We start from the raw sequence: 16,246 nt of genomic DNA, 5'->3' as shown, positions 1-16,246 counted from the left end.
TTACTACTTTTTTTATAAAATTTAATTAAATAACAAAACTAAAAATATTAAATATGATATGCTATATTACAACTACAAGCTTTGGTTTTATAGCGACGGATAATGAAAATAATATCGTTGCCTATAGACTTTTTGAAGATAATCAAAAACAAAAGCTTGAAGAAATAAGGAAAAATAAGTTATTAGATGAAAAAAAGGATTTAATTTTAGATCTTCACAATAAATATGATGAAGTTATCATTGAAACTAGCAATTCCTCACTTTACACACACCTTGAATGTGAAAATCTGGTATTTGAAAAAACTACTACTGCTGGTCGTTTTATACGTGCAAATCTTGATGAGATTCTATTTGAAATTACAGACCTAAAAGATAGTGATGATATTACATCACAGATGAACTATGCATTTAATGAAGTTACACGCGATGAGATTCAAAGTTCAATTAAGATGAATGATGTAATGATTGTTGAAACTATTAATTCTCTTGAAGAACTTGATGAAACAACAGGAAAACTTATTGAAAGACTTCATGAATGGTGTATGCCTTATCTTCCAGAACTTGATAAGATTCACAATCAACAGCTTTATGCAAAATTAATTGCTACTGAAACTACACGTAGTGCTATAAAAGAAAGTAAACTACTAGAAAATAGTAATATTGATTTTATTGATGCAAACGATGATATTGAAGTTAAAGACTCTGATCTTATGATTATTAAGAGTTTTGCTGCATCACTTTGTGAGTTATATGATACTAAAAATATGCTTGAAGAATATATTGATGAAAAGATTAAGGAAGTTGCACCTAACCTTTATAGTGTTGCTGGTGCTAATATTTCAGCAAAGCTTATTGCTCATATGAATGGTCTTGAATCTCTTGCAAGACTTCCATCTAGTACTATTCAAATTATTGGAGCAGAAAAGGCTACCTTCCGTCATCTTAAAACTGGTGAAAATCCTCCTAAGCATGGTATTATATTCCAACATCCTAGTATTCGTGGATCTAATTGGTGGGTTCGTGGTAAGATTGCTCGTGCTGTTGCATCAAAGATTGCTATTGCAGCAAGAAAGGATGCATATGGTAATGGGGAGGTTGACGATAATCTCATTAAGGATTTAGATGAAAAAGTTAAAAAAATTAAGAAAGACAATCCATTTCCTAAACGTAAAAATTCAAAGAATACCACATCATCTAAGAAGTCTAAGAAGGATAAAAAACAGAAAAAACAACGTAAAAAGTATGGTAAGAAGGCTAAACGTAACAAGAGAAAGTTACATAAGGGAGATTTTAATTACTAAAATGGAGGAGTTAAATTTATGCAGATTAATGAAATTGGAGAAAATGTATATCAGATAGATAATCAGATTGCTACTGTTAATTTAAATCCTGGAAAGAGTATTTATCAAGAAAAGCTTATTACATATGAAGATAAGGAGTTTCGTCTCTGGAATCCTAGACGTTCAAAGCTTGCTGCTGCTATAATTAAGGGTCTTAGAACTTTTCCTTTTAAACGTGACAGTAAAGTTCTATATCTTGGTGCATCAGCAGGTACTACACCGTCTCATATTTCTGATATTTGTACAGAGGGTAGAATTTATAGTGTGGAATTTTCTGCTACCATGATTCGTGAGTTTCTTGATGTATCTAAGGATCGTCCTAATTTAATTGCACTTTTTGGTGATGCTACTCGTCCTCTTGAATATCAGAGTTTTCTTGAGGCTGTTGATGTAGTTTATAGTGATGTTGCTCAGGCTCGTCAGACTCAGTTGTTTATTGATAATTTTAAACTCTTTGCAAAAGAAGATGCAATTGGTATATTAATGATTAAAGCTCGAAGTATTGATGTAACACGTAATCCTAATGATATTTTTAAAGAACAGAAAAAGCTTTTAAAACAAGAGGGTTTACAAATTATTGAAGAAATAAAACTAGATCCATATGAGAAAGATCATATAGCATATATTTGTAAAAAAGCATTCTAATAAACTAAGTGAAAAAGTATGAAAATATTATTTTTCACATAATTCTTTTTTTAAAAAAAATAGTTAAGGATGTGAAGAGTAAACTTTCTTCACATAATATAAATTAAATTTCTATCTTTTACCTGTTGGTGTTTCAGCATCATAGTAGTCTTTTATTCTTACTGTATCATCAAGATCAGGTGTTGAAACTTCATGTAATACTGTATTTTCAAGTGCTACAATTGTATGTGCAGTTTGTGGTTCTACTCTTACTGTATCTTTTGTGCTGAAATATTCTTTTTTATCTTCAAATTCTATGTAACCTCTACCACTTACAATATACATTGTTTCATCCTTATTAGGGTGGTAGTGGAAACTTGTCTGATATCCTTCTTTTAGGAATAATTCTTTTGTAAGATATTTTTCTGTACTAATAAGTACTTTTTCATATCCCCAAGGTTTATCTTCTCTGTTTTTATATTCATTTTGTACTTGTTGAAGTTCTTTTGATGTATCTACTGCCATCCAGAAGAGTTCATTTTCCTTGTAGTATCCTAGTTTTTTCTCTTTTGCAAGCTCTGGGAATAATGTTTTTTCTATATCTCCTGTTTTGTATGATCCAAAGTCAAGTTTTCCTTTACAGAAGTAGATTCCACCATTTATGTAGTAGTCAAGTACTGGTTTTTCTTTAAATGAGGTGATTTTATCTCCACTAAGTTCTACTATTCCATATGGTGAAACCATTCGTGTTACAAATATTGTAAAGTCAAATGGAGATTTTTCACCATCTTCAATCATTTTCTTAATATTTAGATCTGCAACTACATCTCCATTTCTTATTACACATTGTTGATCTTCTCTAATGTGTTCCATTCCAAGTCTTATAGCATTGAGTGTTCCAAGTGGTTGATCTTCTTTTACATACTCTACTTCTACGCCCATGTAGCTATTACCATATCTTTCCTCGATTTTTTCTCCAAGGAAACCTGTTAATAGAATTACTTTTTTAATTCCTGCACTTTTGAAGTCAAATATTTGTTTATCTAGTATTGTGTAATCCTCTTTAAGTTCTACAAGTGGTTTTGGAATTGTTTCAGTTACAGGACGTAATCTTTTTCCAAATCCACCGCAGAGTATCATTCCTATGGTTTCATTCATTTGTATCACTCTGTTTATTTATCAAGAAAAAAACTTTAAAAAAATTTTTCTTTCTATATTAATCTATATTTTTATATTGTCATATTAAATAAATTTTATTAATTTTACTTAAAATTTTAATTTCATAAAAATTATTTCTATTTTTACTAAATTTCTCTAAATAAAACTATGTCCTAAATTTATATTAATTTTATTTAATTTCCAAAAAAATTTAATACTTTAATTAAATTCGAATATTTTAAAATCTACTTTAAAATACCTCAATTAAGATCATATAAGCCTTTTAAATAGTTAGAAGTTAATAGAATTAATTATAATTTTGATGACATATCAGTTTTTTATACTAGATTTGATAACTCCATAACACTATATCATCTAGTATTAAAACTACTTTTAGAAAAAAAGTTTATCTTAAAAATCTATTTTTATAAAAATTTTATTTCACTATAACAATCTTCTCTAAAAAAAAGTAAAAAAAGTGGGGGAGATTATACAGTCCTCTAATTCAACTACTTATTTATATGAATTTTTATCATTAATGTGAATATTAAGGAATTTAACATATGAATCATCATCAGCAAATACTAAAGTTGCATTGACATCTGATGGCTCCATTTTAACTTCAACAGTTGAATTATTATATGTTGTATTATATATGGTTCCATTTGTTGTTTTATTAATATTCAAGTTAGACATAGCTGCTCCATTAATATATATTGAATATGTACTATTTTCATTAAGAATTGCAGCTGTTTTTCCTACCTCTGTATCATTAACATAAACAGTTAATATATTGCCCTCTGTTGCATTTTGTGAGTAATGTTCACCAACACTAATATTTGTATGATTAACATCAAGATGTGATGAATTATTAACATTATTAGGATCTACCTTTATATTCTTTACAAGATATGAATCCTCAAATACAGATTTTAAGTCAGAATCACGAATTGTCATGTCAACTTTAACTTCAAGACCATGACGAGCTTTCTCAGGAATTCTGAGAAGATCATTTTCATGATTTACAGCCTGCTCTAGTTGATATCTTTCATTGTTAATATATACATAATCACCATACTGGGCTTGCAGTGTATTTGAAGCCGACAGAGGCAATCGTATAAGATCCTCTTCATTTTCAAGTGCATTTGCAACATTATAAGGTCCACGTACATCAACACTCTGCTGCTGTTGTGATGAAGATGTAGATGATGAGGATGTTGGTATGATCATATTTTTACTTACAGGCTCAATTGATATCTGATTTGATGTAATACTTACAGATCCAAGAAGAGATATCATAAGAAGCAGTAAGATAAGAACTGATATTACAACAGGAAAATGTGTCTTCATAAATACCCTAAACATGTCACGTGTTGAAAGATTACTTCGGCGATAAACATGAATTGACATCTTAACAATACGCACAATATGATAAATGGCAATTATAAGACCTGCTAGTATTATTAAAATTGAAATATATAAGTTCATAAATTTAATGAAAAATATACCAAATATTCCAAGTGTAATGAGTGATAATCCCATAATTTCCATTCTTATTGAATTTCCAAGATCATCAACCATAGTTAATCGTCCATAATTTATTGCACGATCAACAATTGTCCGTACCACCTCATTTGCCATAATATTAAGTTCTTGTAGTGTTGAATGATCATGTACAATATCACCAATATCAACTTCTACAATCTTCATGCCAAGAGATTCAGCATCAAGAACAATACCAATATCTACACCATAATCATTTTCAAGATCTATCTTATCAAGAAATGTCTTAGTTGCAGCAAACTGTCCACTAAGAGGTTGTGCAAAGCTAAGCTCTGGGAAGAAAAACTGTAAAAGTGGCTTTGCTGTAAGTTCTGTTACACGTCCTGCTTCTCTTTTAAACTTGGTTTTTGCAATATCAGCATTTCCCTGAAGGATAGGTTTTACTATTGTTTCAATCTGCTGTTTTTGTATTTCACGAAGATCAGCATCAAGAAATAGTACAACCTCATTTTTAACCTTTTTAAGTCCTGTATTCATTGCAGAACCTTTACCCTTATTAGTTCTATGTTTAATAAGAAGTACTCCTGGTATTTTAGATACAATAGATGCAGTATTATCCTTCGATCCATCATCTACGACAATAATTTGATCAATTACATCTACTTGTTTTACAGCACTAATTACATGCTCAATTGATTCCTCTTCATTAAATGCAGGAATTACAACAGATGCCATATCATACTTTTTTGACTTCTTAGGAAAACCGGCAAAAGCAAGCAATACGAGCATAATTAGAACTAATTGTGGTAAAAATTGCAATTTATTAATACTCCATTTGGGTTGTTGATTATAAAAAAATTATAAGCTAAAAAAATAACTAACTTGAATTTAATTTTTATTAACTTAATAATAAAATGTTATATTTATAATAATATAAATTATTTTTTTATATAATATAAAAAAAATTAATAAAAAATAAGGGATATATAAATATATTAACTAAAATTTTTATTTTTTTAAATTCAATTTTTAAGGGGAATTAATTATAATGCAAACTAAAGTAATGATCATACTAGGAAGTGGATCAGATTATAAAATTGCACAAAAATCAGTAAAAGTACTTGAAGAGATGGAAGTAAACTATGATCTTAGAGTAGCATCAGCACACAGAACACATAACAGAGTAAAAGACATAGTACGCAACTGTAGTGATGAAGTAGAAGTATTCATTGCAATAGCAGGACTTGCAGCTCATCTTCCAGGAGTTATAGCAGCATATACAACAAAGCCTGTAATTGCTGTTCCTGTAAATGCTAATGTTGGAGGAATAGATGCATTACTATCAAGTACAGAAATGCAGCTTGGAACACCTGTTGCTACAATGGGAATTGACAGAGGAGATAATGCTGCATGGCTTGCATGTCAGATAATTGCATGTAATGATAAGGACATGAAAGATGCACTTAAAATAAAACGTCAATCATATGAACAGAAAATGGAAGATGCAGAAAAAGATGTTATAGAAAAAATTGCATCAAAACATTACAATCGTACAAAACGCACAGAACATGAAGTTGAAAAATGTGATAAGACAATTGAATGTAACAAAGATACACGTGTTTTAATTGTATCTGGTAATTACTCTACAATGGATACTGTACATAAAATTACACAAACTCTTGATACACTCAACATTAAAAGTCAATATAAGGTAATTTCTGCAACAAGATCACCTGATAGACTTGAAAAATATATTAGTGATGTTGATGATCAAATGGATTTATATATTGTTGTATCAAATCTTTCAACAGTTCTCTCTGGTGCTGTTGTATCACTTACAACAAAGCCTGTTATTGGAGTTCCATGTGGAAACAACCAAATTAGGGGAATTGACTCACTTCTTTCAATGATACAGATGCCACCTGGTGTTCCTACAGCTACAATGGGACTTAATGCTGGTGAAAATGCAGCTCTCTTTGCTGCAAGAATACTTTCAATCTATGATGATGACATAAAAGAAGCATTAAATAACTTCTTAAATTCACTTCACAGAAACAACTACTATGAATAGAATAGAAAAAAATAGGGGAGATATTGATTATGCGATTAATTGACCAGATAGATAAAGATGAAATAATTACAATTGATGAGGAACTTTCATGTGAATATGAAATTACAAAAGTTCTTAAAAAATATCCAAATGACACAGTAGTATTTACAAATATTAAGGATTGTGACATGAATATTATCTCAGGAATATGTAATACAAGAGCTAAAATTGCAGCATCTGTTGATACAACTGTTGATAATCTTACAAATTCAATTATTGAAGCAACAAATAATCCTACAAAAATAACAGATATTAAGGATTTCTCTGATGTGTATGCAAATAGTATGGATGCAGATCTTTCAAAACTTCCAATTCTTAAATACTACCCTGAGGATATGGGAAAATATATTACAGCAGGTGTTGTAATTGCAAAAGATCCAACAACAGGACAGACAAATGCATCTATTCATAGAATGGTTGTAAATGGTAAAGATGAACTTGGAATTAGAATTGTGCCAAGAAATCTATACACCTACTATAAGAAAGCTGAGGAAATGGGAAAACCACTAGAAATTGCTATTGCTATTGGTCTTGAAGCTTCAACTCTTCTTGCTACAACAACAAGTATCTCCATATCTGATAATGAACTTGAAGTTGCAAATACATTTAAAGATGGAAATTTAACACTAGTTAACTGTGAAACTGTAGATATTCAGGCACCAGAGTGTGAAATTCTCCTTGAAGGTAAGATTCTTCCAAATGAAAGAAAATCAGAAGGACCATTTGTTGATCTTACAGATACATATGATAAAATACGTGATGAACCTGTTATTAAATTAAGTCGTATGCACTTTAAAGATGATGCATATTATCATGCAATTCTCCCTGCTGGTAATGAACATAAGCTTCTTCAGGGTCTTCCACAGGAGCCACGTATATATAATAGTGTGAAAAATACTCTTGCAACAGTACAGAATGTTGTTCTTACAGAGGGTGGATGTTGTTGGCTTCATGCTGTTGTTTCTATTAAAAAGCAGACAGAAGGAGATGCAAAGAATGTTCTTATGGCAGCACTTTCTGCTCATCCATCATTAAAGCATTGTGTTATTGTAGATGATGATATTGACATCTTTGATCCTAATGATGTTGAATATGCTATTGCAACACGTGTTAAAGCAGATGATGATGTAATTATTATTCCTAAGGCTCGTGGTTCATCACTTGATCCTGTATCTGAAGCTGATGGTACTACAACTAAGATGGGTATTGATGCTACAAAGTCATTTAGAAATCTTAAAGATTATGAACGTGTAAGTCAAACACTTGAAAAATAAAAACTAAATATAAGGAGATGTATTTTTATTAGTAATATAGTAATTATGGACTATGGTAGTGGAAATATCCGTAGTATTCACAATGGATTTAAAAAGATAGGTGCAGATACTGTTGTTTCATCAGATAAGAAGACTATTGCTGATGCTGATGCAATTATTCTTCCTGGTGTTGGTGCATTTGGTGCTGTTATGAACAATCTTATTGAATATAAGGATATTGTTCTTGATCATATTGCAGATGATAAGCCTCTTCTTGGTATTTGTCTTGGTCTTCATATGCTTTTTTCTGAAAGTGAAGAAACAGAGAATATTGAGGGTCTTAACATATTTAAAGGTAGTGTTAAACGTTTTGATCTTCCAGCAGACTATAAAATTCCTCACATGGGCTGGAATCAGATAAGAGTTAATGACACAGAATCTAATAATTGTGAACTGCTTCGTGGCTGTGATGATAAGTATATGTATTTTGTTCATTCATACTATATTGATCCTGAAGATAAAGATCTTATTACAGCTTATACTAATTATGGTCATGATGTTCCTGTTGCTATTGGTCGTGGCAATGTTCATGCTCTTCAGTTCCACCCTGAAAAGAGTGGTGCTAATGGTCTTGAAATTCTTAGACGTTTTGTTAATCTTATAGAATAAATATTGGAATTTTTCCCCTTCACTATTTTTTTTATCTTTCTAATTTATTTTTTGAATTATTTTTAATAGAAATGTTTTATATATTTAGTAAATAATATGTATGAGTTTTATACAAAAACAATAATCATACAATTTTATGTTAAATGTATTACAAATAATAGTGGTAATAATTATGGATATAGAAGAATTTGTTAGATCAAACATTAACAAAGATAAAGATGAAACAATAGAAAAGCTTACAGAAATTCTCAAATACTACAAAAACATACCAGATGATAAAGCATTAAAACTTGCAAATGTAGTATATGATGAAATTAAAACAACACAAAACATAGATACAACACAAATTGAGGATTTAATGCAATATCCACATACAAACATTAAAATGGGAGAATTTGGTGTAGGATCAAGAGGAGTTGGAGATTTCTATGTTCATAGTAAAATTGCAGAAATTATTGAAAATACAAAGACGGATTCAATAGTAGATCCAACACAACAAGATGATGGTGGAGTAATAAAAGTAGATGATACATACTACATAACAACAGCAATAGATGGAATACATTCAAGACTAGGAGATTATCCATTTCTTGCAGGATTTCACACAGCACGTGCAACACTACGTGATGTCTGTGTAATGGGAGCAAATCCAGTGGGACTTATAAGTGATATTCACCTTGCAGATGATGGAGATATTGGTAAAATTCTTGATTTTACTGCAGGAATTTGTGCAGTATCAGAGTTAACTGATGTACCATTAATATCTGGTAGTACACTTCGTATTGGTGGAGATATGGTTCTTGGTGACAGACTTACAGGTGCTGTTGGTGCTGTTGGATCATCAGATAAGATGCCAACTGCAAGAAATCAGTCACAAAAGGGTGATATTATTCTTATGACACAGGGATCTGGTGGTGGAACAATTACAACAACATCAATCTATAATAATTACCCTGATGTTATTGAATGTACAATGAATGTTGATTTCATAAAAGCTGCAAAACTTCTTAATGAATATCCAAATAGTAGTGCTATTCATGCAATGACAGACATTACAAATGGTGGTATTAATGGTGATGCTAATGAAATTAATAAGACAACAAAGCTTGGTATAGAACTTTATCGTGAAAATATCCTTAATCTTATTGAACCTAAAGTTCTCAGTATGCTTGATGATCTTAAAATTGACCCATTTGGTGTATCTATTGATTCACTTATGATTATAGTAGATAAGGATGAATACATGAATGTTATGAATCTTTTAAATGATAATAATATTAAAACAGATGTTATTGGAAAAATTACAGATACACAAAAAACCTACATTAAAGATGCTGATGGCAGTATGGAAGTTCTTAAACCTAAATTTAGGGAAGCTGCATATACTCCTATTAAGAAGATTATTGATGAGTTAACAGATAATGATTTTGATGAATCATCACGTATTATTGATGAAAAAACAAGGGATGCTATTGCAAAAAAAGATAAAATTGTAGCCAGTATAAAAGCTCGTTATGAATAGGAAGGGATATTTTTTAGTTTATGATATGATATTTGCAATTGTGATTTTAGCAGTTGTTGTCATGTTTAGTGTATTTATTTATGGTCAGATGGGTGGTGTTGAAAGTAACACTAAGATAAACACACCTGGTGATGTACTTGAAATTCTTGATAGTAGATCCAATTATGATACATCACCTCTTGAAAACCTTGCATATAAGATAGATGAAAATGAAGATAAAACACACCATGTATCTGAAATTAATAAAACAATACATTCATATACACATAACTTCATTTTTTCATATGAATATAGAAATATGACACATATCATACTTAATGAAACAGATAATGAATATAAAAACACATACACATCAAAAAAAATTATTGGTGAATACACCTTTCAATTAACAATATTTGATTAAAACTTAAACTCCCCTTAATTACCACTTTTTTTATTGATTTAAGATATAAATAAGATTTTTAATAGAAATTTATACATACAAAGGATTATTATTGAAAATATCTTTTATTAAGGAAAAAATATTATTTTTTTTAGATTGAATTAATTTAAAGGGAGGTTTTATTTATTATAACAGCAGATTATTTCCCAGTAATTCTTGCCGTGCTAATACTTCTTGCAAGTTGTATTTCAGTAAAATTTGGAATTTCAGTATCTATTGTTGAAATAGTAGTTGGTATTATTGCAGGAAATCTGGGAATTTTACAAGTTGAACCATGGATGTTATATATAGCATCAATTGGTGGAATGGTCTTAACATTCCTTGCAGGAACAGAAATTGACTTTGAAATAGTTAAAGATAACTTTAAAACATGCCTATTTACAGCTATAGGATCGTTTGGTTTATCATTTATATGTGTACTAATACTTTGTTATATGATGCTTAAGTGGGATTTAACATCATCACTACTTGTTGCAGTAGCACTTAGTGAAACATCTATTGCAATTGTATATTCTGTGATTTTAAGTCGTAGTTTATCATCAAAAACAATTGGTACAATACTTATGGGATCTACATTTCTTATAAATATTGCAACTGCATTAGCATTAAGTATACTATTTATGAAGCCAGATATTAACACACTGATATTCATTGTTTTATCTGTTATAATATTATGTGTTGCATATAAATTTTCAAATAAATTATTTGAAAGTCGTAAATATTCAATGCAGAAAAATGAGTTAGAAATTAAATATATATTTCTTCTAATAACAGCATTGATATTTCTTGCAAATGTTGGTGGAGGACAAGCACTACTATTTGTATTCATACTAGGAGCACTACTTGCAAAACCATTTAGCTATGACAACAAAAACAACATGCTAAAAAGACTTCAAACAGTAGCATTTAGTGTAATAACACCAATATTCTTTATAGTTGGAGGAATGAAAGTATCAATACCCATAATAATGGGATCAATAGGAGTGTTCCTTGCAATCTTCATAGTACGTGTAGTATCAAAATTTATTGGTGCATATCCTGTAATATCACACAATCTTGATGACAATCACATGTTTATAAGTCTTATACTTTCAACAGGACTTACATTTGGTCTTGTAGCAGCATTATATGGACTTAATAATCATATTATAAGTAGTGAAATTTACAGTATTCTTACAGGAGTTTTAGTACTTAGTGCAATACTTCCAACATTTATTGCAGATAAATTCTATCCACCAGTAATTAAAGATGAATAATTATAATAAAAAAAAAGATTAGAAGATTTTTTTTAGAAAAATTAAATTATTCATCCAATTTTTCATTTTTTTTTATTCTGTTTTTGGCTTAGTTCTATGTCCTTTTTTTCTTATAACTTCACGAATAATAGCCTTCATAGGAGTTCTTATTCCACAAGCTTTTGTCATGCCTTTTTTGATATACTTTAAGATTTCATCAACACTATCTGCCTGTGGAATTTCTGTATAACAACTACCAATTCCCTCAATAAAATGTGCATCACTTGCACCAATAGCTGGAATATCATACTTTTGTGATACAACTTTACTCATATAATTTGACATACCAAGAATAAATCTTGAATTCTTAGTTTCCATAGCATCAACATCAAGATCTCTTACAATATCACCAACACCACTACGATAATAACAGTATGGATGTGCAGCAATAGCTACCCCACCATTGTCATGAATTTGATCAACAGTCTCCTGTGGTGTTTGAAGAGGCTTAATATATTCACTAATTCCAAGAGCTACAATATGACCCTTAGTTGTACTTACCTCTTCTGCTGGTATTACAATAATACCCTCATGTTCAACATTCTTTATTGCCTCAATTACCCCAATTTCATCATGATCAGATATTGCTATAGCTTCTAGATTTTCAATTCTACTATATTTAATAATATCCTCAAGTGGCATTATAGAATCCTTAGAAAACTTACTGTGAATATGTGTATCAATCTTCATTTAATCTTAAACTCCCCAAATATTTTTTAAATAAAATGTTAATTAAATATTTCTTTTTCTATTAATATATTAATTTTAACTAATTTCACATCCTAATTACCATATGATAAAAAGGATTTTAAAACCTATTTATTCTAGTTTTATTATCTAATAAGATAATCTTTATTATAAATTGATTTTATTTAAATTTATAATTAAATAAATAATTTTTAAAACATAAATTTAATAATTAAAAAAATACTAATATAATAATATATAACAATACTCTTTTTTTATTTACAAAAGAGGGGCAAGTAATTTTTTTTAAAATTATCTATTTGAATTTAAATAAATTATTATAGGAATTTAATGGAGAATATAACACATGTATGAAATTGGAGAAGCTTTAATTGGAGATGGACCTGAATTAGCACACATCGACTTAGTTATTGGTGATAAAAAAGGACCTGTAGGAACAGCATTTGCAAACAACATGGCAAGTATGTCAGTAGGACACACACCACTTCTTGCAGTAATAAGACCAAACCTTGCAACAAAACCTGCAACATTAATTGTACCAAAAGTAACAGTACAAAACCTTGATGATGTAAGTAAAATCTTTGGTCCTGCACAAACAGCAGTAGGACGAGCAGTAGCTGATGCAGTAGAAGAAGAAATCATACCAAAAGACATGGTAGATGACCTTGTATTAATGGTAAATGTATTTATTGACCCATCAGCAAAAGACTACCGTAAAATATACCAATACAACTATGGAGCAACCAAACTTGCAATAAAACGTGCACTTGAAGGATACCCATCAGTTGACAAAGTATTAGCAGAAAAAGACAGAGGAACACATCCAATTATGGGATTCAAAGCAATGAAATTATGGAACCCACCATACCTACAAGTAGCTCTTGACCTTGATAATGAAGATAAAATGCGTAGCATAATTCGTGCATTACCAAAACGTGAAAGAATACTTATAGAAGCAGGTACACCACTAGTTAAAAAATTCGGTGTAGAAATCATAAGCAAAATAAGAGAAGAAAGACCTGGAGCATTCATTATTGCAGATCTTAAAACATTAGATGTTGGAAGAGTAGAAGTTAAAATGGCAGCAGATGAAACAGCAGATGCTGTAGCAATCTCAGGACTTGGAACAAACGAATCAATAGAAAAAGCTATCCATGAATGTAGCAAACAAGGAATATACTCAATACTTGATATGATGAACGTATCAGATATTCCAGCAAAACTTGAACAACTCAAATTAAAACCAAACATAGTTCTCTTACACAGAAACATCGACTCAGAAACAATGAGAGACAACGATAACGAACAACAATCCGAATGGGGAAACATCAAAGAAATCAAATCCAAACTCGGAGAAAGAGGATTAATCGCAGTAGCTGGTGGAGTAACACCTGAAAAAGTAACAACAGCACTCGAAAACGGTGCAGACATTATTATTGCAGGAAGATACATCATCGGATCATCAGATGTAAGAAGAGCAGCAGAAGACTTCCTCTACTACATGCCACAAGACTCAGATACAATGAGACTTGCACTTGACGAAGACGAAAAAATATAAGCACAAAAACAATATCTTCTCCCCCCCCACAAACCCTTTTTTTAAAACATTACCATTTTTTTACATGCAAAAATTAAAGAAAAAAAGTTAATTCTACTTACTAATAACTTATAAGTTAAAACTTATAACTAAAAAATAATAAAAAAAATAAGAAAAAAAGTGAAACTATTATAATATAATTTCATATTAAAAAACTAATTACTATAACAGCAACACTATAAATTAAAAAATTTCGCATCTTATGTAAATTAATAGGCAATATCTTATCAACCACATCAATATAAAAAAGCATCACTATACCAATAATCTTTGGAATAGATGAACTAATAAACATCATATTATGAGAAATAAAAAAATTTCCTATACCAAAAAATGCACAGAAAAATGCAAGTGGTACACACATTAACATAGTAAAAATAATAGGATACTTATCTTCACTAAAATGTATCTCCTCAGCAGTTATTCCATTATCAAGATCTGGAAGAGAAAATACATGATCTCTATGACATAATACAAAAAGAATGAAAAACATCATAGCAAAAAATAATGTTAATTGCAATACAAAATTATTTGGAATAAATATTAATGGTAAAATAAGGCTTATTACAATAAAAGGTAAAAATCCGAAAAAAAGATTTATAAATAAACTATACTTACCTCTAACAGAATAAAAACTATCTGGATTATAATCTTCATCATAGAAATCTGATTTTATATTACGATTAATCCACTTATAAAAAGGCTTTAAACAATACATATCATTTAAAAATACTGCTCCCAAACCTATGAAATATAAATAAAAACTTAAATCTCCTAAATTAATAATACCAACTCCTTCTTTTATTTAATTAATCTGAATGTAATCCTCCAGAATTTAAAAAAGCTTCATAAGTTTTACTCTTAGATATAATTCTTTTTTTTTCAGAAATAAATCTTTTGAGTATCTAAAAAATAAGAAAAAGGAAGGTGAAAATTAAAGCATTCTTCCCATTATAGAAACTATAATTACAAGTGAAAGTTCAAAAGATAAAAAATTTAAACGTTTATGTAAATTTATAGGAACTAAATTATCCACTTTATCTACAAAAAGAATCATTAATATAAATACAAAAGTTACAATACACCATATTAAATACTTAACCTCACCTGTTTCAATAAGATTAGTTATTCCAGATAATGTTAAAGCAACAGTTAAAAACATTGATATAATCATAGAAAATACAAATGAATACTTATTTTCAGTAAAATGGATTTTTTCAATATTTTCTGCACTAAAGTTTGGATGAGAATATACACGACCTTTAAGAGTTAAAATAAAAATATCTGAAAATGATGGCTTTTCAATAGTTTTATCATTAAAATTTGGCTGAGAAAATACATGATCTCTATGGCACAAAATAAATAGAACTAAAAACATTGACCCAATTATCACTAAACCATATAAATATTCATAATGTGATGTTAAAAATGCAGATAACACAAAGCCTATCAAAATAAAAGGTAAAAATCCAAAAAATAGATTTAATAATACTCCATATTTTCCATTAATAACATCAAAATCAAATGCTGGACTTTTAGTTTCATCATAAAAATCTTCTTTTATATTACGATTAATCCACTTGTAAAATGGTTTTAAAACAAAAAAAGCATTGAAAACTGACACTGCTAATCCTATTAAAAGATAACATGCTAAAATATTCATTTCATTCATAATTAATTCCCTCCATTAATCATCAGGATATAATCTACATGAATTTAAAAAAAAACTTCATAAGATTTACTCTTAAATATAATTCTTTTTTTTTTCAGAAAATAAATCTTTTGAATAATATAGAAAAAAAGAGAAAAAGAGTTGAAAATTAGTTTTTTTTTATTTGTTTTGTTTTTTTAGGTTTCGATTTCTTAGGAAGTATAGGATTGCTACTGCAATTAGTACTCCAAATCCGAAGTTCATAAATCGGATGTTAACTACACCTAGTATTATGAGAATAAGTCCTATTGATGATATTATTTTAAAGTAATCATTTGTTAGTTTTTCCCATTGCATCATATAGTGACTTGATA

The 16,246-nt window shown here is 29.3% G+C and carries 15 protein-coding genes; 9 read left to right on the top strand and 6 right to left on the bottom strand.

Annotation, left to right across the window (positions count from 1 at the left end):
- Positions 1 to 53 precede the first annotated feature (53 nt).
- A complete protein-coding gene (locus tag MRZ80_RS01900; protein WP_292535656.1) occupies positions 54 to 1,301 on the top strand; it encodes an ATP-binding protein in 1,248 nt (415 codons plus the stop codon).
- An 18-nt stretch (positions 1,302 to 1,319) separates the two neighbouring features.
- Positions 1,320 to 1,985, top strand: coding sequence for a fibrillarin-like rRNA/tRNA 2'-O-methyltransferase (locus MRZ80_RS01895; RefSeq protein WP_292535654.1), 666 nt, complete (start codon positions 1,320 to 1,322; stop codon positions 1,983 to 1,985).
- Positions 1,986 to 2,096: 111 nt separating this feature from the next.
- Here the strand turns inward: MRZ80_RS01895 and MRZ80_RS01890 are convergent, their stop codons facing one another.
- Together MRZ80_RS01890 and MRZ80_RS01885 are read right to left on the bottom strand one after the other, a co-directional pair.
- Positions 2,097 to 3,122 carry a sugar phosphate nucleotidyltransferase gene (locus tag MRZ80_RS01890; protein ID WP_292535652.1) on the bottom strand — a complete coding sequence of 342 codons (1,026 nt, stop codon included), beginning with the start codon at positions 3,120 to 3,122 and terminating at the stop codon, positions 2,097 to 2,099.
- A 513-nt stretch (positions 3,123 to 3,635) separates the two neighbouring features.
- Complete coding sequence (locus tag MRZ80_RS01885; RefSeq protein WP_292535650.1) at positions 3,636 to 5,444, bottom strand: glycosyltransferase; 1,809 nt, start codon at positions 5,442 to 5,444, stop codon at positions 3,636 to 3,638.
- A gap of 229 nt (positions 5,445 to 5,673) precedes the next feature.
- On the opposite strand from MRZ80_RS01885, the gene purE reads away from it, so the two are divergent.
- The 6 genes from purE (at position 5,674) to MRZ80_RS01855 (ending at position 11,877) form a co-directional block, all read left to right on the top strand.
- On the top strand, positions 5,674 to 6,696 hold the full coding sequence (purE, locus tag MRZ80_RS01880; RefSeq protein WP_292535648.1) for a 5-(carboxyamino)imidazole ribonucleotide mutase: 1,023 nt from the start codon (positions 5,674 to 5,676) through the stop codon (positions 6,694 to 6,696).
- A 29-nt stretch (positions 6,697 to 6,725) separates the two neighbouring features.
- Positions 6,726 to 8,009, top strand: a complete 1,284-nt coding sequence (locus MRZ80_RS01875) for a UbiD family decarboxylase (protein ID WP_292535646.1) — start codon at positions 6,726 to 6,728, stop codon at positions 8,007 to 8,009.
- A gap of 45 nt (positions 8,010 to 8,054) precedes the next feature.
- Positions 8,055 to 8,657, top strand: a complete 603-nt coding sequence (hisH, locus tag MRZ80_RS01870; RefSeq protein WP_292535644.1) for an imidazole glycerol phosphate synthase subunit HisH — start codon at positions 8,055 to 8,057, stop codon at positions 8,655 to 8,657.
- Between the two features lie 172 nt (positions 8,658 to 8,829).
- Positions 8,830 to 10,179 carry an AIR synthase-related protein gene (locus MRZ80_RS01865; protein ID WP_292535642.1) on the top strand — a complete coding sequence of 450 codons (1,350 nt, stop codon included), beginning with the start codon at positions 8,830 to 8,832 and terminating at the stop codon, positions 10,177 to 10,179.
- Positions 10,172 to 10,582 (top strand): hypothetical protein, encoded by a 411-nt coding sequence (locus MRZ80_RS01860; protein ID WP_292535640.1) that lies wholly within the window; start codon positions 10,172 to 10,174, stop codon positions 10,580 to 10,582. Before MRZ80_RS01865 ends, MRZ80_RS01860 begins: the two co-directional genes overlap by 8 nt.
- A gap of 200 nt (positions 10,583 to 10,782) precedes the next feature.
- Positions 10,783 to 11,877: a cation:proton antiporter gene (locus MRZ80_RS01855; RefSeq protein WP_292535638.1), complete on the top strand. Its 1,095-nt coding sequence runs from the start codon at positions 10,783 to 10,785 to the stop codon at positions 11,875 to 11,877.
- Between the two features lie 72 nt (positions 11,878 to 11,949).
- Here MRZ80_RS01855 and MRZ80_RS01850 read toward each other — a convergent pair whose 3' ends face one another.
- The gene (locus tag MRZ80_RS01850) at positions 11,950 to 12,606 is read right to left on the bottom strand and encodes a PHP domain-containing protein (RefSeq protein WP_292535636.1); all 657 of its coding nucleotides are present in this window, start codon (positions 12,604 to 12,606) and stop codon (positions 11,950 to 11,952) included.
- A 364-nt stretch (positions 12,607 to 12,970) separates the two neighbouring features.
- On the opposite strand from MRZ80_RS01850, the gene MRZ80_RS01845 reads away from it, so the two are divergent.
- Entirely contained in the window at positions 12,971 to 14,182 is a 1,212-nt protein-coding gene (locus tag MRZ80_RS01845) for a bifunctional 5,6,7,8-tetrahydromethanopterin hydro-lyase/3-hexulose-6-phosphate synthase (protein WP_292535634.1), read from the top strand.
- 181 nt (positions 14,183 to 14,363) lie between these two features.
- Here MRZ80_RS01845 and MRZ80_RS01840 read toward each other — a convergent pair whose 3' ends face one another.
- The 3 genes from MRZ80_RS01840 to MRZ80_RS01830 form a co-directional block, all read right to left on the bottom strand.
- A complete protein-coding gene (locus MRZ80_RS01840; RefSeq protein ID WP_292535632.1) occupies positions 14,364 to 14,963 on the bottom strand; it encodes a hypothetical protein in 600 nt (199 codons plus the stop codon).
- A 192-nt stretch (positions 14,964 to 15,155) separates the two neighbouring features.
- Positions 15,156 to 15,893, bottom strand: coding sequence for a hypothetical protein (locus tag MRZ80_RS01835; RefSeq protein WP_292535631.1), 738 nt, complete (start codon positions 15,891 to 15,893; stop codon positions 15,156 to 15,158).
- Between the two features lie 159 nt (positions 15,894 to 16,052).
- A complete protein-coding gene (locus MRZ80_RS01830) occupies positions 16,053 to 16,232 on the bottom strand; it encodes a hypothetical protein (protein WP_292535629.1) in 180 nt (59 codons plus the stop codon).
- Positions 16,233 to 16,246: the final 14 nt, after the last annotated feature.

Source organism: Methanosphaera sp., from assembly GCF_022768985.1.
GTDB lineage: Archaea > Methanobacteriota > Methanobacteria > Methanobacteriales > Methanobacteriaceae > Methanosphaera.
Note: the sequence above shows the minus strand (reverse complement) of the source record. Positions and strands in the feature narration are given on the sequence as shown.

Bases quoted from the DNA above. Each gene is read 5' to 3' on its own strand.
- MRZ80_RS01860 (WP_292535640.1), top strand. From the start codon at position 10,172: ATGAATAGGAAGGGATATTTTTTAGTTTATGATATGATATTTGCAATT.
- MRZ80_RS01850 (WP_292535636.1), bottom strand. From the start codon at position 12,606: ATGAAGATTGATACACATATTCACAGTAAGTTTTCTAAGGATTCTATA.
- MRZ80_RS01875 (WP_292535646.1), top strand. From the start codon at position 6,726: ATGCGATTAATTGACCAGATAGATAAAGATGAAATAATTACAATTGAT.
- purE (WP_292535648.1), top strand. From the start codon at position 5,674: ATGCAAACTAAAGTAATGATCATACTAGGAAGTGGATCAGATTATAAA.
- MRZ80_RS01845 (WP_292535634.1), top strand. From the start codon at position 12,971: ATGTATGAAATTGGAGAAGCTTTAATTGGAGATGGACCTGAATTAGCA.
- hisH (WP_292535644.1), top strand. From the start codon at position 8,055: ATGGACTATGGTAGTGGAAATATCCGTAGTATTCACAATGGATTTAAA.
- MRZ80_RS01900 (WP_292535656.1), top strand. From the start codon at position 54: ATGATATGCTATATTACAACTACAAGCTTTGGTTTTATAGCGACGGAT.
- MRZ80_RS01890 (WP_292535652.1), bottom strand. From the start codon at position 3,122: ATGAATGAAACCATAGGAATGATACTCTGCGGTGGATTTGGAAAAAGA.
- MRZ80_RS01865 (WP_292535642.1), top strand. From the start codon at position 8,830: ATGGATATAGAAGAATTTGTTAGATCAAACATTAACAAAGATAAAGAT.
- MRZ80_RS01830 (WP_292535629.1), bottom strand. From the start codon at position 16,232: ATGATGCAATGGGAAAAACTAACAAATGATTACTTTAAAATAATATCA.
- MRZ80_RS01895 (WP_292535654.1), top strand. From the start codon at position 1,320: ATGCAGATTAATGAAATTGGAGAAAATGTATATCAGATAGATAATCAG.
- MRZ80_RS01835 (WP_292535631.1), bottom strand. From the start codon at position 15,893: ATGAATGAAATGAATATTTTAGCATGTTATCTTTTAATAGGATTAGCA.